This is a genomic window from Bacteroidales bacterium (genome assembly GCA_035342335.1).
Classification (GTDB): Bacteria; Bacteroidota; Bacteroidia; order Bacteroidales; family JAGONC01; genus JAGONC01.
Genome location: DAOQWY010000001.1, coordinates 163948 through 185724, shown reverse-complemented (window position 1 = coordinate 185724; position 21777 = coordinate 163948). Strand labels below are relative to the sequence as shown.

The 21777-nt window shown below is 49.4% G+C and carries 14 protein-coding genes; 6 read left to right on the top strand and 8 right to left on the bottom strand.

Going from position 1 to position 21777, the window contains the following annotated elements:
• Nucleotides 1-61: 61 nt before the first annotated feature.
• Entirely contained in the window at nt 62-1138 is a 1077-nt protein-coding gene (gene buk, locus PKI34_00770; protein HNS16337.1) for a butyrate kinase, read from the bottom strand.
• A gap of 12 nt (nt 1139-1150) precedes the next feature.
• Entirely contained in the window at nt 1151-4564 is a 3414-nt protein-coding gene (locus tag PKI34_00765) for a methylmalonyl-CoA mutase family protein (protein HNS16336.1), read from the bottom strand.
• A gap of 301 nt (nt 4565-4865) precedes the next feature.
• Between PKI34_00765 and PKI34_00760 the strand changes: the two genes are divergently transcribed.
• A complete protein-coding gene (locus tag PKI34_00760; GenBank protein HNS16335.1) occupies nt 4866-7625 on the top strand; it encodes a PKD domain-containing protein in 2760 nt (919 codons plus the stop codon).
• A 187-nt stretch (nt 7626-7812) separates the two neighbouring features.
• On the opposite strand, the gene PKI34_00755 is transcribed toward PKI34_00760, so the two are convergent.
• Nucleotides 7813-8904, bottom strand: coding sequence for an AAA family ATPase (locus PKI34_00755; GenBank protein HNS16334.1), 1092 nt, complete (start codon nt 8902-8904; stop codon nt 7813-7815).
• A 387-nt stretch (nt 8905-9291) separates the two neighbouring features.
• On the opposite strand from PKI34_00755, the gene PKI34_00750 reads away from it, so the two are divergent.
• Nucleotides 9292-12060, top strand: a complete 2769-nt coding sequence (locus tag PKI34_00750; protein ID HNS16333.1) for a PKD domain-containing protein — start codon at nt 9292-9294, stop codon at nt 12058-12060.
• 164 nt (nt 12061-12224) lie between these two features.
• Here the strand turns inward: PKI34_00750 and rfbB are convergent, their stop codons facing one another.
• Together rfbB and galE are read right to left on the bottom strand one after the other, a co-directional pair.
• The gene (rfbB, locus tag PKI34_00745; GenBank protein ID HNS16332.1) at nt 12225-13286 is read right to left on the bottom strand and encodes a dTDP-glucose 4,6-dehydratase; all 1062 of its coding nucleotides are present in this window, start codon (nt 13284-13286) and stop codon (nt 12225-12227) included.
• Nucleotides 13287-13324: 38 nt separating this feature from the next.
• Complete coding sequence (galE, locus tag PKI34_00740) at nt 13325-14371, bottom strand: UDP-glucose 4-epimerase GalE (GenBank protein HNS16331.1); 1047 nt, start codon at nt 14369-14371, stop codon at nt 13325-13327.
• Between the two features lie 111 nt (nt 14372-14482).
• On the opposite strand from galE, the gene PKI34_00735 reads away from it, so the two are divergent.
• From PKI34_00735 to PKI34_00725, 3 genes are read left to right on the top strand one after another with little or no spacing between them, the layout of a single operon-like run.
• On the top strand, nt 14483-15808 hold the full coding sequence (locus PKI34_00735; protein HNS16330.1) for a UDP-glucose/GDP-mannose dehydrogenase family protein: 1326 nt from the start codon (nt 14483-14485) through the stop codon (nt 15806-15808).
• Nucleotides 15809-15832: 24 nt separating this feature from the next.
• Nucleotides 15833-16771 carry an SDR family oxidoreductase gene (locus tag PKI34_00730; protein HNS16329.1) on the top strand — a complete coding sequence of 313 codons (939 nt, stop codon included), beginning with the start codon at nt 15833-15835 and terminating at the stop codon, nt 16769-16771.
• 29 nt (nt 16772-16800) lie between these two features.
• The gene (locus tag PKI34_00725; protein HNS16328.1) at nt 16801-18918 is read left to right on the top strand and encodes a (Fe-S)-binding protein; all 2118 of its coding nucleotides are present in this window, start codon (nt 16801-16803) and stop codon (nt 18916-18918) included.
• Here PKI34_00725 and PKI34_00720 read toward each other — a convergent pair.
• Nucleotides 18903-19376, bottom strand: a complete 474-nt coding sequence (locus tag PKI34_00720; GenBank protein HNS16327.1) for a DUF4070 domain-containing protein — start codon at nt 19374-19376, stop codon at nt 18903-18905. The genes PKI34_00725 and PKI34_00720 overlap by 16 nt on opposite strands.
• 6 nt (nt 19377-19382) lie before the next feature.
• Complete coding sequence (locus PKI34_00715) at nt 19383-20291, bottom strand: radical SAM protein (GenBank protein HNS16326.1); 909 nt, start codon at nt 20289-20291, stop codon at nt 19383-19385.
• Between the two features lie 47 nt (nt 20292-20338).
• Here PKI34_00715 and PKI34_00710 point away from each other — a divergent pair, with 47 nt between their 5' ends.
• Nucleotides 20339-20671 carry a hypothetical protein gene (locus tag PKI34_00710; GenBank protein ID HNS16325.1) on the top strand — a complete coding sequence of 111 codons (333 nt, stop codon included), beginning with the start codon at nt 20339-20341 and terminating at the stop codon, nt 20669-20671.
• 116 nt (nt 20672-20787) lie between these two features.
• Here PKI34_00710 and PKI34_00705 read toward each other — a convergent pair whose 3' ends face one another.
• The gene (locus PKI34_00705; GenBank protein HNS16324.1) at nt 20788-21759 is read right to left on the bottom strand and encodes an electron transfer flavoprotein subunit alpha/FixB family protein; all 972 of its coding nucleotides are present in this window, start codon (nt 21757-21759) and stop codon (nt 20788-20790) included.
• Nucleotides 21760-21777: the final 18 nt, after the last annotated feature.

The following is a 21777-nucleotide window of genomic DNA, read 5'->3' as shown; positions in this document are numbered from 1 at the left end:
ATTTGATTTTTTATTTAAATCGTAAATCAAATCAGATATCCGATATCGGTTAATCGGTTAATCAGATATACTCCAATATCTCCGCTTCCCCGTTCATGATGCTGATGCCCGACATCATCAGCGCCTCGAAGCTATTGACGCTGGGATAAAGCATCACATCAGCGATCTTGCTCACACGCCGGGTCACGTTCTGGATGAACCGGGCGCTGTTGAAAATATTCCCCGACAACAGGATCGCGTCCACGTTTCCCTCCAGCACCGTGGCCATGGCTCCGATCTCTTTCGACACCTGGTAAGCCAGGGCATAGGAATAGAAAGTAGCGGTATCGTCACCCGACATGATCCGCTTATCGATTTCGTTGATGTTACTGGTATCCAGATAGGCTGCATAGCCACCGCCCTCGGTGATCATCCGGATCATCTCCTCTTCGGTGTATTTTCCGCTGAAACACATCCTGACCAGGTCTCCCACAGGAAGGCTGCCTGTGCGGGAAATCGAAAACGGGCCGTCCCCGTCAAAGGTGTTGTTCACGTCGATCACCCTTCCCTGCTTATGCGCACCGACAGAGATCCCCTCGCTGCCGATGTGAACCACCACCAGGTTGAGCTCCTCATATTTCCGGTGAACGGAACGGGCGTATTTCTTTGCGACAAATTTGTGGCTAAGCGCATGGAAAATGGATTTTCGCTGAAAAAGGGGATGCCCCGAAACCCGGGCCACATCATCCAGTTCATCCACCACGATCGGATCCATGATATAGGCCTTTTTTCCAAGCGATTCAGCAATATCCGCTGCGATCAGCCCCCCCAGGTTCACGGCGTGCTTGCCCAGTAACCCGACGCGCAAGTCTTCCTTCATCCGTTCGTTGATCTCATAGATCCCCGATTTCAGCGGCTTGACCAATCCGCTCATTCCCATGACCACCTCGATCAGTTCCGTATTGATATCGTTTTCCTGGAGCTCCTTCAATATCAGGTTCTTGCGCCAGTCCTTCTGGTCCTTGATATCCTTGAACCGGGCAATCTCCTGCGGAGAATGTTTGAGGGTCTTGAGAAAGATCAGCTCGGTCGCCAGATAAACAGCAACCCTGGTTTCATAGGGTTCAGGATAAACGATAAGTATTTTTCGGTCAGCCATAACGTTGTTGGTTTACATGTTTCTTCTGTATTGCCCCCCCACCTCGAACAGGGAATCGGTGATTTGTCCGATGGAACAATATTTTGAGCATTCCATGAGCTGTTCGAACACATTCAGGTTGTTCAGTGCTGCATGCTGGAGATCCTGCAGGGCTTTTCCCGCCTTCTCCGCCTGCGTTTTATGAAGCTCCTTCAGCATCGAGATCTGGTATTTCTTTTCTTTCACGGTGGCGCGGATCACCTCTCCAGGTGTTACCGTAGGAGAACCTTTTGAAGAAAGGAACGTGTTCACTCCCATGATCGGAAGTTTACCGCTGTGCTTCATATGTTCATAATACAGCGATTCTTCCTGGATCTTACCCCGCTGGTACATGGTCTCCATCGCGCCCAGCACACCGCCGCGCTCAGCAATGCGGTCAAATTCCGACAAAACGGCCTCTTCCACAAGGTCTGTCAACTCTTCAATGATGAACGATCCCTGCAGAGGATTCTGATTCTTGGCCAGCCCGAGCTCGTGGTTGATGATCAGCTGGATGGCCATGGCCCGGCGCACCGATTCCTCGGTGGGGGTGGTGATGGCCTCATCATATGCGTTGGTGTGCAGCGAGTTGCAGTTGTCATAGATCGCGTACAGGGCCTGCAGTGTCGTACGGATGTCGTTGAAGTCGATCTCCTGGGAGTGCAGCGAACGGCCCGAGGTCTGGATGTGGTACTTCAGCTTCTGAGAACGTTCGTTGGCGCCGTATTTCAGCTTCATCGCCTTGGCCCAGATCAGCCGCGCCACGCGACCGAGCACCGAATACTCCGGATCGATCCCGTTGGAAAAGAAGAACGACAGATTGGGGGCAAAATCATCCACCTTCATACCCCTGGAGAGGTAATACTCAACATACGTGAATCCGTTCGACAGGGTGAACGCCAGCTGGGAGATGGGATTGGCGCCGGCCTCCGCAATGTGGTACCCCGAAATGGAAACGGAATAAAAATTACGGACGTTATGTTTAATGAAATATTCCTGGATGTCGCCCATGAGCTTCAGGGAGAAATCCGTCGAATAGATACACGTGTTCTGCGCCTGGTCCTCCTTGAGGATATCCGCCTGCACTGTGCCCCTGACTGTCCGGAGCGTATGCGCCCTGATCTTTTCATAGACGTCGGACGGCAGCACCTGGTCCCCGGTGATTCCCAGCAACAGCAGACCAAGCCCGTCATTCCCTCTGGGAAGCTCTCCCTGATACTGCGGACGGCGTGTTCCCTTTTCCTGATAGACCGCTTCGATCTTCAGGGTGACTTCCTCCACCAGTCCATGTTCCCGGATGTACAGCTCACATTGCTGGTCAATGGCCGCATTCATGAAATATCCCACCATCGTGGGCGCAGGGCCGTTGATGGTCATCGATACGGAAGTCTTCGGGTTACACAGGTTGAAACCGGAATACAGTTTTTTGGCATCATCCAGGCAGGAGATGGATACGCCGGAATTCCCTATCTTGCCATAGATATCCGGCCGGATGTGGGGATCGTTGCCGTAAAGGGTCACCGAATCGAAAGCTGTGGAAAGCCGCACGGCCGGCATACCGTACGAAACGTAATGGAACCGTTTGTTGGTGCGTTCCGGACCGCCTTCGCCGGCGAACATGCGCGTGGGATCCTCCTCCTCGCGCTTGAAAGGGAACACCCCTGCAGCATACGGAAACTCGCCCGGCACGTTCTCACGAAGGTTCCATTTCAGGATGTCACCCCATGCTTTATATCCCGGCAGGACGATCTTCGGGATCATCAAATGGGAAAGGGATTCGCTATGAGTTTCCACCCTGATCTCCTTATCCCTGACTTTATAGATAAAGTGCAGGTCACGGTAACACTTCCTCTTCTCCTCCCAGGTCTCCAGCACTTTTTTGCTGGCACCGTCCAACTTCAGTTCATACTCATGGTAGAGTTTTTCCAGCCGCTCCCTGACCGGCTTGTCCTGGATGGTCTCGCTGAGGGAATCCATCGATGCCTTCAGGTTGTACAGTTTTTGGGCAACATCGGCCTGGTCCTCTGACCAGTGGTTGTAATTTCTGACCGTCTCTGCGATCTCAGCCAGGTAACGGGTCCGGTTGGGCGGAATGATGAAGATCTTTTCGGAGAGTTCAGGAATGACCCTGGCTTTGGTGGCAAAACTGATCCCTGTTTTATCTTCAATCAGGTGGATAAGATTCTTGTAGAAGTTGTTCACGCCCGGATCGTTGAACTGTGAAGCGATGGTTCCATAGACGGGAATCGTTTCCGGGTCAGCGTTCCAGAGCAGGTGATTGCGGATGTATTGTTTCTTCACGTCGCGCAGGGCATCCAGCGAACCACGTTTGTCGAACTTGTTCAGGGCGATGATGTCGGCAAAATCCAGCATGTCGATCTTTTCCAGCTGGATGGCAGCGCCGTATTCAGGGGTCATCACGTACATCGAAACGTCGCTGTGGTCGATGATCTCCGTGTCGGACTGGCCGATGCCCGATGTTTCGAGCAGGATCAGGTCGAAGCCTGCGGCCTGCACGATGCACAGGGCATCTTTCACGTACCTGGACAGAGCGAGGTTGGATTGGCGCGTGGCCAGCGAGCGCATGTACACGCGGGGGTGGTGGATGGAGTTCATCCGGATGCGGTCACCCAGCAGGGCGCCGCCGGATTTGCGCTTGGAGGGATCCACCGAGATGATGGCGATCCGTTTCTCCGGGAAATCGATCAGAAACCGCCTGACGATCTCATCGATCAGCGAGGATTTGCCGGATCCTCCCGTGCCGGTGATGCCCAGCACGGGCGACTGTTTGCATTTTTTTGCCTCCTGGAGGGTTCCGATGATCTCCCTGACCGACTCAGGAAAATTTTCCGCCGCCGAGATCAGCCGCGCAATGGACCGGTAATCCCTCGACAAGATCTTCTGTACGTCAATGTGGTTGTCGGATCCGGTCGGGAAATCGCACCTGGCCATCACGTCGTTGATCATTCCCTGCAATCCCATTTTACGTCCGTCGTCGGGGGAGTAAATGCCGGCGATGCCGTAGGCGTGCAGCTCATCGATCTCGTGGGGGAGGATGGTCCCGCCGCCACCGCCGAAGATCTTGATCTGTCCGCTTTCATTTTCCTGCAGCAGGTCGTACATGTACTTAAAAAATTCCATATGCCCGCCCTGGTAGCAGGTCACGGCGATGGCCTGGACATCCTCCTGGATGGCGCACTGCACGATCTCTGCCACGGAGCGGTTGTGCCCCAGGTGGATCACCTCGGCGCCGGTGGACTGCAGGATGCGCCGCATTACGTTGATGGCAGCATCGTGTCCGTCAAACAGCGACGCGGCGGTAACGATGCGGATAGGGTTCTGCGGCTTATAGGGTTTGGGATCGGTCATGGGAAAATAAAACTGTTCGGGCAAAGATAAAGAATTCATTGTCATTTGTGGTCATTTGGGGTCATTCATTGTTCTATTGTTACATTGTTAAACTGTTAAATTGTTATTCATCCTTTGGGAGGGTTTATCTAAAGGCTTTTCTTAAACACAAAGGTACTTAAAGTACTTCATTAAGGAACACTAAGTTTTTGATAATCAATGATTTTACTTTGTGTCCCTTAGTGAAAGCCTTAGTGCTCCTTTGTGGTTAAGTACTTGTGATACAACCTCTTGGGGAGGGGCTGAGGCCTTGCTTTTCCCTCTGAAATTCACTACCTTTATCGTCCTCATAAAGATCCCAATGAAAAATTCAATTAAATCAGGTCTCTCAAGAGCCACATTCCTGCTGGCTTTAATTGCGTTCTGGCCACAGCACTTATCAGCCCAGGTTCACTATTTGGATATTATTCCGGATGCAAAAATTCACTTATCGAAATCCCCATATATTGCCAATGACTGCTCTGATAAACATTACCCACTTGATGTCAACCTTGATGATACGATTGATTTTATTATTCACGCCAAGTGCGGATATAATAATGACAATGACGATTCAGCATTGATTTCCATTGAATCGGCACATCCAACGGCTTTTTTTGCCGCCGGGGACTTCGTTGACTCATTAAATTTCAACGATACCATTGGCTCTTCCCTGCAGTGGGTGACAGGGGAAAAGGTAATTTTCTACCGGAACAATTGCTGGAACTGGGATAGGGAACATTTCACCGGCCTCAGGATGATGGATGGCTCATCGTCATATTACGGATGGCTGAGAATGATCGTGACATTTCCTATGTACGAATTCACTGCGGTAATAAAAGACCTGGCCTTCCAGACGGTGCCGGAAGAAGCCATTCTGGCCGGGGACGGACTTGGGACCTTTGCCCTGAATATCCAGGTAGCGGACGTGGGGGATCAGAAGAACGCCTCCGACATAAAAATAAATTTTGATCAAGCGTTTAACGAGGAGAGTATGGTAGAGTACAGGATCATGGTGGTCAATGCAACGCAGGCAGAAGACTTCAATGTGGATTCAGCTAATGCACTTACAGCTGATCACTATACCAGTGTTCCTGCCAATGGTACTTCACATTCAATAAAGCTTACTTCTACGGCCATATCCACCGATGGCCAACTGATCACCAATATGATCAACTATTCGGTTTTTATCCTGAGCAGTTATGAGAATCCTTCTGAAAATATCCTCTCCTATCCTGTTCCCATCCTGCTTCAGACCCAGACAGCGGCAGTAAATAACATCTTATCGACCGACAACGGTAATGCAGGTAATGGTAGCGATGTGCTGATTTCCTTTCATAAAGTTGCCGATGAAGACAGTATTTCGGAATATAGGATCATAGTGGTACCCATGGATCAGATGGCAACATTTGATCTTGAAATGGCCGACCAGGTGGGAACGGATATTTACACAGTGATTGTTCCTTCGGGCTCAAATATCAGCATTCAACTTGATGACCAGTCAACCGACATCTCCGGGGAAACCATCCAGGAAGAAAAAGGATACTATGTTTTCGTACTAAGTATCGCTGATGGCATCCTTTCTGATAAAAATGCCCTTTCTGAGCCATCCAATCTTTTAGCACTAAGCACCCCTGACTTTCTGTATGGCGGACAATGGAACCAATATTATATTCAGTATGTTGATATTGAACCGGATACCGTCGTTTGGGCAGATTATTCTGCTGGGGGAAACCGTCTGTTCGATTTTGACCTGAACGGGGATGGTACAAATGATTATCAATTCCTATGCAGCGAAAGTGGTGGTCTCGGATTTCATTCATACAGCTCATGGGTTGAAGGATTGAATGAGAATAATAAAATAATCACTACAGAGGAGCATTTAAATTGGATTAAAATTCTTGAATACGGGGATCCCGTCACATTGCTGGAAAACGAATCAGCCGGAGGCGTTTATAGCTATTACTATTACAGCGAGTGGGAAAGTGAGTGGGGTGGATACTGGGGTGGAACTCAGGATAAATATACCGGATTGATTATGCTCCAGGGAACTGATACCATCATGGGCTGGGTGAAAATGAGTGTCCTTGGAACCACTACTATGATAATAAAGGAATATGCCTGGATGGTGTACAGTAAAAAAGTCCAGGCTCACTTTAATTATACAAAGACGGATTACCAGGTTCAATTCCATAACCATTCCGTCAGTGCCAGCTCATTTGAGTGGGACTTTGGCGATGGCGAACATTCCAGTGAACGGGAACCACTGCATACCTATTCGCAGGAAAGTGATTATGTCGTCTGTTTGACGGCTGTCGGTGCCTTGGGGCAGGATACCTTGTGTGAGAATATTAATATTTGTGAAAAACCAACCGCCGGATTTTGGCACGAGCTGTCCGACTGGGGTGAGATAAGCCTTTATAATCTGTCAGAAAAAGCAGAGAGGTATCTCTGGGATTTTGGGAACGGAGATACCTCGGAGGAAGAATCACCCCACTATACCTATCAGGAGCATGGCACCTACATCATTACGCTGATCGCATTCCGGGGAAGCTGTTCCGATACCATCAATGCTAAAACGGTCGTCTGCATTCATCCCAGGGCAGATTTTCATTATACACTCACTAATGCTTTCGTGATCTTTTTCAATACAAGTTCAAAATCTGACTCCGTTCACTGGGATTTTGGTGATGGATCAGGATCGGGCGTCAGTAATCCGGTTCATACATTCCTTTCCCAGAGCAACTATCCGGTCACGCTCCATGTTTATAACATGTGTGGACAGGATTCCATAACGCAAATCATATCACTTTCCCTGGAAGATGATCCAAACCTTTCAGGTATTGATCTGTATCCTGTTCCGGCACGTGACCGGTTAATGATCAAACCTTCTTTCCCCGTGCAAAAAATTGATGTCTGGCTCTGTGATCCATCCGGCCGTCTCATTCAGGCTTACCCTGATCGGAAAGCCATTTACCCAACCTTGGAACTGGATCTTTCTGGCGTAAAAGAAGGTATTTACATTCTGAAACTTCTACTGGACGATAGACTATTTATGAAGAAGATCATGATTATGAGGTAGATGCGGGAGAAATCCCAAGCACCAAATTCCAAACCTGCTGACCGCCGATCCTTCGTCACTGCATTTCTCAGGACAAGCCGCTGACCTGTAGGCCTGTAGACCTGCAGACCTGTAGACCTGTAGACCTGAGAACCGGCAACCGGCAATCCACCGAAGCGGGGTCTGGCTATTCGGGAAAATAGGGAAATCACCAAAGGAAGCCGAACAAAATCAGGGGAATGCCTTTCTTTAATGCTGGCTGGGTCAATACCAGTTTCTCACTCCCTTCCACACCTTTAAACTGGGATGTACTCTTCCCTGCTCCACCTATTTCGATGATCAGCTTTTGGTTGTGAATGTAAAGTACATAATCGGGAAGTTTTTCCCCTCTCTTGCTCTTAAGATAATTGACAGTAAAACCGGCCCCGGTCACATGGTGAATGAAAAATTCTTCACGCAGGGCCCCGACCAGTCTGTCTTCGTCAATGCCTTGAGCAAGGCTGGATCGTAAGACGGGCACAAGCATGATCTTCGGCTCCGGCATGACATTGGCACCGTGAGGCAACAGAATTTTTAAAAGGGATGCTTCTTCCATCATACCAATAAATTGCTGGGCTTTGTATTTCGTGATCCCGACATTCCTTGCAATGGAGGAATAACTGCAACCGTCTGTTCCCGCTCTTGCAATGAATAATAAAATAGCCCTTACGGATTGTATGTCCTCCTGTGATAACTTGCCTACCGTCAGCATATCCTTTTGGGTCACCATTTCAATGGTAGAAATGACAACGGAGCGCAATGGTGAATCCAGGCATGCAGGAAGTGCACCAAGTTCAGAATAAGTCCTGAAATACGATTCATACGAAAACAGCTTCTGATAAATTACGTTATGGTTCATAAGGATTTCTTCTGCAGAGATCAATGGTACATCAACTTTCTTGCTGAATTTCAGGTACTCCCTGAAAGAAAAAAGAGGTAATGATAAAAGGGTCAACCTTCTTGAGAGATCATATTTCCCTTTCGAAAGTTCAAGGGATGATGAAGAAGTAAAAAGAATCTTCATATCCAGGAAATCATAGATCTTCTTAAGTTGTCCCTGCCAATCCCTCATGGTATGGATTTCATCAATCATAAGGAACTTGATCCCAAACGAGCTGGAAAGCGATGAGGAGAGTTCAAAAAGGTCGGTTCCTACAGGCAGGGTATCCGCGCTTGCATAAAAGGATTTATCCATTTCAAGGGCCAGCTGCCTTAACAAGATGGTCTTACCTGTCCCTCTTAATCCTGAGATACCCGCCATTTGGTTCGTATTGGTCAGTAAAGATTTTATTTGCGGATAAAGAAACCGCTTTTCGGGGTACTTCACGGCCTGTTCTTTTGACAGCCTATCCAGATGAATCAATTCCTCAATTAAGTTGTTCGAGACCATGTGATCGTAATTTTTAAACAAAAATAATCATTTTGAAAAAAATATTTTCATAATGTATATCATTTTGAAAAGATTTTATACAATTTTAAAGAAAACACACTAGTGGTTCTTCTTTCGATTGAAAATCGGCTAATGGATTTATTGGTCGCGAATTGTGTGATATTCGTCGTTCCGACCTGAAGGCCCGCAGACCTGCAGACCGTCTATTTACAACATGGTACTATATTACTTATCTTTATGGGGTTCAAAACAGCAATTATGATCCATTGGTTAAAATCGTGTTTATCCGTATCAGAAATTCTTCTCGTATTAGTCATTTTTCAACCTCTGCCTTCATCGGCCCAGGTTCACTATACCGACATCATACCGGATGCAGAAATTGAATTGTTCGTCCCATGGCCAACACAGTGCAATAGCGACCAATACGGGCTTGATATCAATCTGGATAATACTGTTGATTTTATCTTGCATGCCAAATGTGATGGAGGATACTACCCGGATACAGCCATTATCTCTATTCAATCATCAGACTCTTCTGGTTATTTTGTCATTGACGAATCCGGATTTATCGATACACTCAATTATTATGGCGATACGATTGCCCCATGGCTGAACTGGGTAACCGGTGAAAAGGCTCTTCTCAAAACGCAATTAAATACGAGTATTTATTTTGGAAACTGGATCCAGGAAAAAGAACATTTTGTGGGTATAAAAGTGCAAAAGGGTGCATCTACTTATTTTGGTTGGATAAGAATGGTGGTCACCAATGGAGGCAAAAAAGCCACCGTTAACGATTTCGGAATGGATTCAGTTCCGGATATGCCAGTTATGGCGGGGCAGGGGCTGGAAAACTTTGCCCTGAATATCCAGGTGGCTGATGTGGGTGACCAGAAGAACGCCGAAGATATATTGGTAAATTTTGATCCGGCTTATAATGAGATGAGTATGGCAGAGTACAGGATCATGGTGGTCAACGATGACCACGCAGAAGAATTCACTCTGGATTCGGCCAATGCCGTTACAGAAGATCATTATTCCAGCGTCCCTGCTGAAGACACCTCCCATTCTGTCCGGCTTGATCCTGCATCCACCGACACCGATGGTCAGCTCATCACGAATCTGATCGGCTACTCGGTTTTTATCCTCAGTTACTATGAAAACACATCAAATAATGTCCTCTCTTACCCCGTTCCCATTGTACTGCGTACCCAGGCCAAGGCAGTGACAGATGTCTTCTGCAGGGATAACGGTAATGCCGGTGATGGAAGGGATGTATTGGTCACGTTCCCTAAAGTCAGCAATGAGGACAGCATTTCAGAATACAGGGTCATGGTAGTGCCGGCGCAACAGGAGGAGATGTTTGATCTTGAAACGGCAGACCAGGTCGGACAGGAACATTATACCGCTCTGGTACCGGTTGATACAAATATCGTTATTCCCCTGGATTCTCAGTCGACCGATATCAATGGTGATCCCATCATGGAAGAGAATAGCTATTACGTTTTCGTACTGAGCGTTGCAGATGGGCTCCTTGCCGACAAAAATGCCCTGTCCAATCCTTCCAATCTATTCATCCTGTCGACTCCTTCCTATCTGTATGCCGGCCAGATGGATAAACCATGCATCCATTATGTAGATTTTGAACCTGATATTGAATTGACTTCCTGGGAGCAGACTTCTTACACAATGGACCTGAATGGAGATGGCACGGAAGATTATGACTTCTACTGCTATTGGGATGGCATGGCGGGATTCGGAGCCTATGGATCCAGCATTGAAGGATTCCATCCAAACAAAAAAATCATCACATCAGGGAATTCTACCTGGATTAAAAAATTCAATTTCGGGGACCCCCTGACATTTTTCGATGAAATGGAACCCGGATCCTGTATTTTAAGGCGTTATACGTATACTGACCAGGGACCCAATGTGTTTTCCGGCTATTGGGGCGGAGCCCGTGATAAATACGCCGGTCTTATCCTGTTCGACGGAAATGATACGATCATGGGGTGGGTAAAAATGAACGTATATGCCACTGATCACATCTGTATTCAGGAATATGCCTGGACCGTTTACAGCCATAATACCACCGCTGCCTTTACATATGAAATAACGGATGTCTATGGGGTGCAGTTCACCAATCTCTCAGAAGGGGAAAGCAAGGTACAATGGGATTTCGGAGATGGTATGTCTTCCTGGGAAGTAAATCCTACTCATCTGTACACCCTGGAAAAGGATTACCAGGTTGTACTTAAGGCGTACGGGCTTTCCGAAACCGAAATAGCTTCAGAGGTCATTCATATCTGCGAAATGCCGACAGCTTCATTTACGTATGAACTGTCGCCGTGGGGGCACCTGGTGCTGACGGACCAGTCCATTAAAGCGAAGACCTGGCTGTGGGATTTCGGCGACGGAAGTTCCTCCACAGAATCTTCACCCGAACACTACTACCAGGAAGACGGTAACTATCCTGTCACCCTGATCGTTGCCAGGGGAGAATGCACTGATACCGCCACAACGGTGGTCAATGTCTGTCTTTTCCCGAAAGCTGATTTCTATTATGAGATCTACGGAATCGAGATCTTCTTCTACAACACCAGTCTCAGGGCCGACTCGCTGGCATGGGATTTCAGGGATGGCTCTGGATCCAGCCTTGCCAATCCGGTTCATTCCTTCAGTGTGACGGGCGAATATAACGTCGTACTGCACGTATACAACGATTGCGGTCAGGATTCCGTGACCCATATGGTGTATGTAGGTCTGGAAGATATGGATAAGGATGTACCGGTTTCCATTTATCCCGTTCCCGCATCTGATCAAGTGTATATCCTTCCTGAATTTTATTACAGTGAAATGACGGCAACTTTTTATGATCCTTCCGGTAACATAATGCTTTCAATTCATAAAGAATACAATGGTGTTAAAACGATCATACTGGATTTAGAAAGCATTGCAGAGGGGATTTATTTCCTGCAAATGATGTTTGATGATCGTGTTTATATGCAGAAGATGATCGTTATACGGTAGTTGCAAGTACCCCACTCCCAGGAGGGGGGGATCAAAATGCTTTTCTTAAACACAAAGGTACTCAAAGTACTTTACTAAGTTTTTGATAATCAATGATAATACTTTGTGTACCTTCGTGAAAACCTTAGTGCTCCTTTGTGGTTAAGTACTTTTGATTCACCCTCTCACCGCCCCTGATACATTTTCTCGTAATACTTTAAATAATCACCTGAGGTAACTTCATCCAACCATTTCTGATTGTCGAGGTACCAGTCAACGGTCTTTTCGAATCCTTCATCAAACTTCACCTCGGGCCGCCAGTTTAGTTCGTTCTGCAGCCTGGATGAATCAATGGCATAACGGAAATCGTGTCCGGCACGGTCGGTGACATACGTGATCAGCTTTTCGCTCTCCCCTTCCCCCCTGCCCAGCTTCCGGTCCATGATGCGGCAGAGGGTCCTGACGATGTCAATGTTCTGCCGTTCATTGTTGCCCCCGATGTTGTATGTCTGCCCATCTTTCCCCTTTTGATAGATCAGGTCGATGGCCCTGGCGTGATCCTCCACATACAGCCAATCGCGCACATTCAGCCCTTTCCCGTAGACAGGCAATGACTTCCGATGTCTTATATTATTAATTATCAATGGTATAAGCTTCTCCGGGAACTGGTTCGGCCCGTAATTGTTGGAACAGTTGGAAATCACCACCGGCAATCCATACGTATGGTAATAAGCCCTGACCAGGTGATCGCTGCTGGCCTTGGACGCCGAATAGGGGCTACGGGGATCATAGGGGGTGGTTTCAAGGAATTTGCCCTCATCACCAAGCGAGCCATACACCTCATCGGTAGATACATGGTAAAACCTTTTCCCCTCATAGTGTCCGTTCCAATAATGCCTGGCAGCATTCAGCAGGTTGACGGTGCCGACAATGTTGGTCATGATGAACTCCTTCGGGCTCACGATGGAACGGTCGACATGCGACTCGGCTGCAAGGTGAATGACTCCGTCGAAACGATGCGTTTCGAAGGTCGACATGACGAATTCCTCATCAACGATATCCCCTTTTATGAAACGGTAGTTGGGTGATGCTTCAATATCGGTGAGGTTGGCCAGGTTGCCGGCATAGGTGAGCTTGTCAAAATTGACGATCAGCGTACCTGGATATTTCTTGACCAGCAATCTGACAAGATGGGAACCGATAAAACCTGCCCCTCCGGTGACCATGATTGTTTGCATAGGATGAATTTTTAAGAAAGCCTGAGATTATTGGTTTTCAGTCAATGTCATTTGTTTTCAGGCAGGGCTATCTGCCGCTTGTGGGCAAGTGCCTTCTCCCAGTTCCAGGCGGAAAGCACCATCTCATCCAGTGTCCGTTCCGCTTTCCAGCCCAGTTCATCATTGGCCAGGCGTGTATCTGCCCAGACTTTTTCAACATCGCCCGGCCGCCGGGATACGATTTTGTGATTCAGCCTGACACCGCTCACCCGTTCAAAGGAGCGGATGACCTCCATCACCGTATATCCCTCTCCGGTGCCCAGGTTAAAGACCTCCATGTTCGATGTGCACTTTCCGCTGATCATCCGTTCCACTGCGACCAGGTGGGCCCGGGCAAGGTCCATAACGTGGATATAATCGCGGATCGCAGTTCCATCGGGCGTGTCATAATCATCCCCGTAAACCGACAGGCATTCATGCTTGCCAATGGCGGTCTGGGTGATGAATGGAATGAGATTATTCGGCACACCCAGCGGCAATTCACCGATCAATGCGGATTCGTGGGCACCGATCGGATTGAAATAGCGCAATGATATCACCCGGACCGACAACAGCAGGGAGGAGAACCGAAGGATCTCCTCACAGATCTGTTTTGTACTTCCATAAGGTGACCAGGCGGGCTTAAGGGGCGCATCTTCCGTAACCGGTAGCTGATCCGGCTGACCGTAAACCGTACACGAAGAACTGAACACGATGTCGCGGATTCCATTATCGCGCATTCCTTCCAGAATGTTGATCAGGGATGCCACATTGTTCCGGTAATACTCAAGCGGTTTGGACATCGATTCTCCTGCAGCCTTGAAAGCTGCAAAATGAATGACACCGGAAAGATCAGGGTGTCTTTTGAAAAAATCTGCCGTCCGGATCGGATCCACCAGGTCAAATTGCTCAAAAGCCGGACGGATCCCCGTAATACGGGTAATGTTGTCCAGTACATCCATCGTGGAGTTGGAAAGATTGTCAACAACAATGACCTCATAACCACTCTGTTGCAGTATTACCACCGTGTGCGATCCAATGAAGCCCGTACCTCCAGTCACCAGAATCTTTTTCATAAATGTCCTGTTTGTTCTTTCCTGCAATACGATTCGAAAAAGGATTACTGCAATCCAACGAGTAAAATTACGCTATATTTGTCTACTTTTTATGAATAAATCCCTCGTTCCATGAAAATTACCATTGTTGGAAGCGGTTATGTCGGTTTGGTCACGGGGACTTGCTTTGCTGAGGTTGGCATTGATGTCGTCTGTGTCGACGTTAACCAGAAAAAGATCGAAGATCTGAAAAAAGGCATCATCCCCATTTTCGAGCCGGGGCTGGAAGAAATGTTGCTTCGTAACATGAAAAAAGACCGGCTGCATTTTACCACCAGCATTCAGGAGGCCACGGCGGAGTGTGATGTCATCTTTATCGCAGTTGGAACTCCCCCGGGTGAGGACGGAAGCGCTGACCTCCGTTATGTGCTCCAAGTCGCCCGTGACTGCGGGAAATACATGAACGACTACCTGCTGGTGGTCACAAAAAGTACGGTGCCTGTCGGGACAGCCACCAGGGTGAGGAATGCCATCCAGGGTGAACTCGATCGGCGAAAGGTTGTCATCCCATTTGATGTGGCTTCCAATCCCGAATTTTTAAAAGAAGGTGCAGCCATTGAAGACTTCCTGAAACCAGACCGCATTATCGTGGGGCTGGATTCGCCGCGGGCAGAAGATCTGATGAAAAGGCTGTATAAACCCTTCACACTGAACGGGCACCCGATCATCTTCATGGACATTGCATCCGCTGAAATGACAAAGTATGCAGCCAATTCGATGCTGGCCACCAAGATCAGCTTCATGAACGATATCGCCAACCTTTGCGAAATTGTGGGTGCCGATGTCAACATGGTCCGGAAAGGAATCGGTTCCGATTCGCGCATAGGCCCTAAATTCATCTACCCGGGAATCGGCTACGGGGGATCCTGCTTTCCGAAAGATGTCAAAGCACTGATCAATACTGCTGAGGAATTCCATTACGAACTCCGCGTACTGAAAGCCGTTGAAGCCGTGAACCAGGATCAAAAGTCCGTTCTTTTCAACAAGATCATGAACTACTTTGCCCACGACATCAAGGGCAAAACCATCGCTATCTGGGGATTATCCTTCAAACCGCTGACCGATGACATGCGGGAGGCGCCTTCACTGGTGATCATCGAAAAATTGCTCGGCGCCGGTGCCAGAGTCAAGGCCTATGACCCGGTGGCCGTGAAGGAAGCTAAACGTTACCTGGACGATCGCATCACTTACTCCAATCACCAGTATGAAGCCCTCAAGGGTGCCGACTGCCTGGTGATGGTCACCGAATGGCCCGAATTCAGATTCCCTGACTTTTCGACCATAAAAGAACTCCTGCGGACTCCTGCCATTTTTGACGGACGGAATATTTATGATCACGCTGAAATGAAACGCCTTGGATTTGATTATTTCTGTATCGGCATCAATACAATAAAATAAGAAACATTTGTCAATCTTATCACCATGATCAGAAAAAAAGTCTTGGTCACCGGCGGTGCCGGATTTGTAGGCTCACACCTCTGTGAACGGTTACTGAACGACGGTAATGAAGTCATCTGTCTCGACAATTATTTCACCGGTCAGAAACAAAATGTGGTACACCTGCTGAAGAATCCCTATTTCGAACTGATCCGCCACGATGTGACGATGCCCTTTTACATAGAAGTGGATGAGATCTACAACCTGGCATGCCCGGCTTCACCCATTCATTACCAGTACAATCCGATCAAAACGGTCAAGACATCGGTCATGGGAGCCATCCATATGCTGGGGCTCGCCAAGCGGATCAGGGCAAAGATCCTGCAGGCATCCACCAGTGAGGTCTATGGCGATCCGCAAATCCATCCCCAGATCGAGACTTATTGGGGGCATGTGAATCCCATCGGTGAACGGGCCTGCTACGATGAGGGTAAACGGGCAGCCGAGACCCTCTTCATCAACTATCACAAACAAAACAAGGTCAAAATCAAGATCGTGCGCATCTTCAATACGTATGGACCACGCATGCACCCGCACGACGGAAGGGTGATCTCCAACTTTATCGTTCAGGCCCTGAAAAACGACGACATCACCATTTACGGCGACGGGTCACAAACTCGCAGCTTCCAGTATGTCGACGACCTGGTCGAAGGCATGGTGCGCATGATGGCCTCCCCGGATGCGTTCATCGGCCCGGTGAATATTGGGAATCCCTGTGAATTTACCATATTGGAACTGGCCAATCAAATTCTACGGCTGACCGGCTCCCGCTCCAGGATCGTCAATGAACCGCTCCCCCCGGATGATCCCATGCAAAGGCAACCCGACATTTCACTGGCCAAAACCAAGCTGAACTGGTCACCAAAGGTGCCGCTTGAAGAAGGATTGGTAAAGACGATCGACTACTTCCGCACGATTCTCTGATCCCTGAATAATCATAAATCTATGCTGAAATGCTTAAACAAATCCTCTTCGCAGTTGCCCTGGTGATCACTCTCGGCATTTTTTCCGTTACCACTACCCGCATCTTAAAATACTTCAGGATCACAAAACCGTTCCCCATTGGCCAATGGGGTAAAAGGACAACATTGATGCTAAAGGTGGCCTTCGGACAGAGCAAGATCCTGCGCAAGCCCGTGGTCGGATTCATGCACGCCCTGGTATGGTGGGGTTTCATCGTGATCCTGATCGGCAGTATCGAGATGGTGATCGATGGCCTGTTCGGGACCGAAAGGGCGCTTGCGTTCCTGGGGCCGGTCTACGATGCGATCACCGCATTGGCCGACATCTTTGCCCTGATCATCGGAGGCGTGATCCTGGCCTTCCTGGCACGTCGCATCTTTCTGCATATCAAGCGTTTTACCGGGATCGAAATGAAACACACCTCCCATGCAGATGCGAACATCGCCCTGACACTGATCTTCCTGCTGATGGTCTCCCTGCTGGGCATGAACACTTTTTACCTGGTCCATTCCCATCTTGCCCTTCAGGATATCAAAGGAACCTTTCCCGTGAGTTCATACATCGCCAGTGCAGAAGCCTTCTCGGATTTTTCGCTCGAAAAGGCCCGCGTCTGCCACGAGGGCTTCTGGTGGTCGCACATCCTGCTGATCTTCCTTTTTGCCAATGTGCTGCCGTACTCAAAACATTTCCACGTGTTCATGTCGGTCCCCAATGTATTCCTGTCGAGGCTGGAGCCGCTGGGGTACCTGCCGAACATGGAAAATGTGACGAAAGAGGTGAAGCTGATGATGGATCCGGCCACGGCTTATGCTCCCGCACCGGAAGGGCAATCCGAAGCACCTTCCCGGTTCGGCGTGCTGGATGTAGAAGACATCACCTGGAAAAACTACCTCGACGCACTCACCTGCACCGAGTGCGGCCGCTGCACCGCCTCCTGTCCGGCCAATATCACCGGCAAACGGCTGTCACCCCGCAAGATCATCATGGACGTGAGGGCACGGATGAAAGAAAAAGGACCCGGGCTGGTCAAGGATAAAAGCTTTACAGATGGAAAGGCTCTCATCGGGGATTACATCACTGCCGAAGAGCTTTGGGCCTGCACCACCTGCAACGCCTGCGCGCAGGAGTGTCCCGTCAATATCAACCATCCCTCGCTCATCGTCGACCTGCGCCGCTACCTGGTGATGGAACAAGCTGCTGGCCCCGGTGAGCTGAATACCGTGTTCACCAACATCGAGAACAACGGCGCGCCCTGGCAGTTCTCCCCCGAAGACCGCCTGCTGTGGATCGCCGACCTTCACGACAGCCAGAACGCCCCGATCGAGGTCCCGGTCATGTCTGATCTGTTCGCGAAAGGGAAGAGACCTGAGTACTTGTTCTGGGTGGGCAGTGCCGGCGCATTCGACGACCGCTACAAAAAAGTCACCCGCGAATTCGTGAAGATCCTGCATCACCTCGCAACCGATTACGCTGTGCTGGGCGTGGAAGAAACTGATTCGGGCGATGTGGCCCGAAGGGCCGGAAACGAAATGCTCTTCCAGATGCAGGCGCTGATGATCATCCAGATCCTGCAGGGATACGAGGTGAAAAAGATCATTACCTGCGACCCACACGACTTCAACACGTTCAAGAACGAATACCCGGACCTGGGAGGAAAATTCGAGGTGATCCATCATTCCCAGTTCCTGCGGGATATGATCCGTTCCGGAAAACTGCAGTTAAACAGCAATGGCTTGCATAACAAAAAGATAACCTATCACGATCCCTGTTACCTGGGCCGTGCCAATGGCGAGTACGCCGCCCCGCGGGAAGTTCTGGCTGCCCTGTCCGCCGGGAACGTGGAGATGAAGCGTTGTAAAAGCTTTGCCCTGTGCTGCGGCGCCGGCGGCGGGCAGATGTTCAAGGAGGCCGAAAAGGGTGAAAAGGAAGTGTTCATCGAGCGCATCGAAGATGCCATTGCCACAGGTGCCCAGATCGTTGCCACCGCCTGCCCGTTCTGCATGACGATGATGACCGACGGAATCAAGTACAAGAACCGGGAGGAGGAGATGAAGAATTACGACATCGCGGAACTAGTGGCGATGGCGATCGTTTATTCTTCCACGTAATACTGCTCCACCGTTCGCTTGTACGTCAGGTGGTTGGTATAAAAACCCCACAGCGCCGCATTCAGGCCCTTTCTTGCCCATCGCACCGGATTGGGACGCCAGCAATTGAAAAATGTCTTGATCGCCTGCATCCGGAGGTTCTTCCTGCTGTATATCTTCTTCCAGATTTTTGTCATGGCAGCGGAAAGGGCCTCGGGTGACATCTTATGAGGCCGGAACGTGGTCTCGAACATGTTATAATGCTGCCAGTCCCCTGGAAAATCCGTTTTCATCAGCCTATCCTCGCGAACCATTTTCTCAAAAAGCCTTGTCCCCGGATAGGGTGTCAGGATAGTGGTCTGGATGGCATCCACCCCCGACCGACGGATATAGTCGCTCCGCTGGTGCAGATCTTCCACCGAGTCGCTTTCCAGGCCAAAGATAAAGGCTCCCAGGACGGCAATACCGTGCCCGTGCAACCGTCTCTAAACCTTCCGGTAATTTTTCACACCGAGCTTCAGGTTCACGTTCTTATGCATCTCCTGCAGGTTCTCGGCCCTCTCTGATTCGATGCCCAGCAGCAACATTTTGCACCCGCTCTTCGCAGCCAGACCGAGCAGTTCCGGATCACCGGCAATGTTCATGCCTGCCTGCGAGAACCATTCCTTGTCCAGCTTCCGCAGGATCATTCCCCTGAACAATTCCTTGGCATGCTCCTGCGTCTGCCTGCTGTGGCCAATGATGTTGTCATCCACAAAAAAGACCCTTCTGTTGGGGATGCTCTCCAGTTCGTCAAGGATTTCCTTTACCTCTCGAAGCCGGTACCTGGTACCATTAAAAGCCGAAACGGTACAAAAGTCACAATCCATCGGGCAACCCCGTGTGGTTTGCACAGAAGCGTAAATAAGACGGGGATGAGCAAGATCATGCCGGGGTTTTGGTATGGCATCCAGTTCAGGCAATCCTCCATCGTAACGTTTCTTCAGCCGTCCTGCCTCAAAATCAGCGATCACTTCCGCCCATGCCCCCTCTGCCTCCCCGGTGAACACCGTATCGATAAAGGGCAGTGCATCTTCCGGGATCATGCTTACGTGAATGCCGCCCATCACCACAGGTATACCTCTGGTGCGAAAGATCTGTGCAATTTCATAGGCGCGAAAGGCATTCGAAGTGAATGAAGTCAACCCCACCAGGTCGGCCTCCCTGAATGTGACCGGATCAAAATTCTCATCCAGGATCTCAACCTCCCAGTGCGGCGGGGTAAGCGCAGCCACAAGAGCCAGGCCCAGTGGTTCATAAACCGTATAAAGGTTGAATTCAATCCCCTTCCTGATCATCTGACTCCGGGGGTTGATCAGGAGAAGTTTGTAGTTTTTCCCGGTGATGTCAGGCATGATTTGGTGGTGATTTTGAAACAAATTTACAAAATATTCTACCGGCCGTGGTATCTCCGGGCGAAAACAACAGCTGCCTTGTGCTGGATGGAGAAGAAGGATTCTCTTTCGTTATTCAGCTGAAGACCGATGAGGAAAAGGCATTTCATATCGTTTACCGGCAGAAAGTCCGCGACCATGCCACCTACATCCTTACCTCAACGCGGTACTGGGGAAAGCCGCTCGAAAAAGCATTTTACCAGCTTACCGTACCGGTGGATCTTCAGATCACCGGCTTTAGCTATCCTCCGGATTATCAGGATAATAAAACAAACGATAGGATCTATTACTGGTTCAGGGAAAACTTCATGCCCGATAAGGATTTTGAGATTAAATTCTGACACCAGTCAGGTGAACCTCTGGTCATTTAACCACAGAGGCACACAGAGGGTCAATCGTCAATTTTCTTTCCAATCGGCAATCGGCAATCGGCTATCGGCTATCGGCTATCATTCCCCTACTCCCCTTTCATCTCCTTCACTGCTGCGATCAGCTCCGGCAGCACCTTCATGGCATCGCCCACGATACCGTAGTCCGCCGCCTCAAAAATGGGCGCATCAGGATCCTTGTTGACAGCCGCGATCACCCTGGAAGAGCTTACACCTGCCAGGTGCTGGATGGCACCCGATATGCCGAAGGCCCAGTACAGGTCAGGGGCGATGATCTTCCCGGTTTGCCCGGTGTGCTCTTCGTGCGGGCGCCAGCCTTCATCCGATACAGGGCGGGAACAGGCTGTGGCGCCTCGGAGCAATCGGGCCAGCTCCTCAACGAGTTCCCAGTTCTCCGGACCCTTCATGCCACGACCACCGGAAATCACCACTTCGGCATCCGTCAGAAGAACTTTCCCGGTGACCTTGCTGACCTCCTCAACGGTGGTTTTGAAATCATCGGCTGAAAGTTGCGGATGGAATGCTTCGATCACAGCTGCGCCTTCTGTTTCATGCACCCCATACGAATTCTGCAGAAGCGTGAGGATTCTTACAGGTGTCTTGATCGCAATGGCAGCAAATGCTTTACCGTTGAAGACTTTTTTATGTACCGTAAAGGGTTCCACTGTGACCGGCAATCCCGTAACTCCCGCTCCCACCCCCGCTTTCAGCTTGACAGATAAGCGTGGTGCAATGGCCTTTCCGGTAAAATTATTGGCTACGACCACCACCTGTGCCTTAACCTGCTCAGCCGCCTGAGCCACCACCGTGGCATGCGCCTGATTGACCAGCTGGTTCAGACGGGGATCTTTTACGGATAACACGCGGGATGCTCCGTATTTCCCCAGGGAAGCGAGTTCTGTTTCGCTCACGTCACCAATGGAAACGGCAATGGTTTCCGTATTCAGCATTTTTGCTGCAGCGTGGGCGTAGGATACCAATTCATAGGAAAGCTTCTTGAACTTCCCATCCCAGTTTTCGGTATAAACAAGTATGGACATATGATTTTCGTTTGTCGG

Excerpts from the sequence above, each read along its gene's own strand:
- galE (HNS16331.1), bottom strand. The coding sequence starts at position 14,371 with ATGAAAAAGATTCTGGTGACTGGAGGTACGGGCTTCATTGGATCGCAC.
- PKI34_00730 (HNS16329.1), top strand. The coding sequence starts at position 15,833 with ATGATCAGAAAAAAAGTCTTGGTCACCGGCGGTGCCGGATTTGTAGGC.
- PKI34_00705 (HNS16324.1), bottom strand. The coding sequence starts at position 21,759 with ATGTCCATACTTGTTTATACCGAAAACTGGGATGGGAAGTTCAAGAAG.
- PKI34_00715 (HNS16326.1), bottom strand. The coding sequence starts at position 20,291 with ATGCCTGACATCACCGGGAAAAACTACAAACTTCTCCTGATCAACCCC.
- buk (HNS16337.1), bottom strand. The coding sequence starts at position 1,138 with ATGGCTGACCGAAAAATACTTATCGTTTATCCTGAACCCTATGAAACC.
- PKI34_00750 (HNS16333.1), top strand. The coding sequence starts at position 9,292 with ATGATCCATTGGTTAAAATCGTGTTTATCCGTATCAGAAATTCTTCTC.
- PKI34_00725 (HNS16328.1), top strand. The coding sequence starts at position 16,801 with ATGCTTAAACAAATCCTCTTCGCAGTTGCCCTGGTGATCACTCTCGGC.
- PKI34_00755 (HNS16334.1), bottom strand. The coding sequence starts at position 8,904 with ATGGCGGGTATCTCAGGATTAAGAGGGACAGGTAAGACCATCTTGTTA.
- PKI34_00760 (HNS16335.1), top strand. The coding sequence starts at position 4,866 with ATGAAAAATTCAATTAAATCAGGTCTCTCAAGAGCCACATTCCTGCTG.
- PKI34_00765 (HNS16336.1), bottom strand. The coding sequence starts at position 4,564 with ATGAATTCTTTATCTTTGCCCGAACAGTTTTATTTTCCCATGACCGAT.
- PKI34_00735 (HNS16330.1), top strand. The coding sequence starts at position 14,483 with ATGAAAATTACCATTGTTGGAAGCGGTTATGTCGGTTTGGTCACGGGG.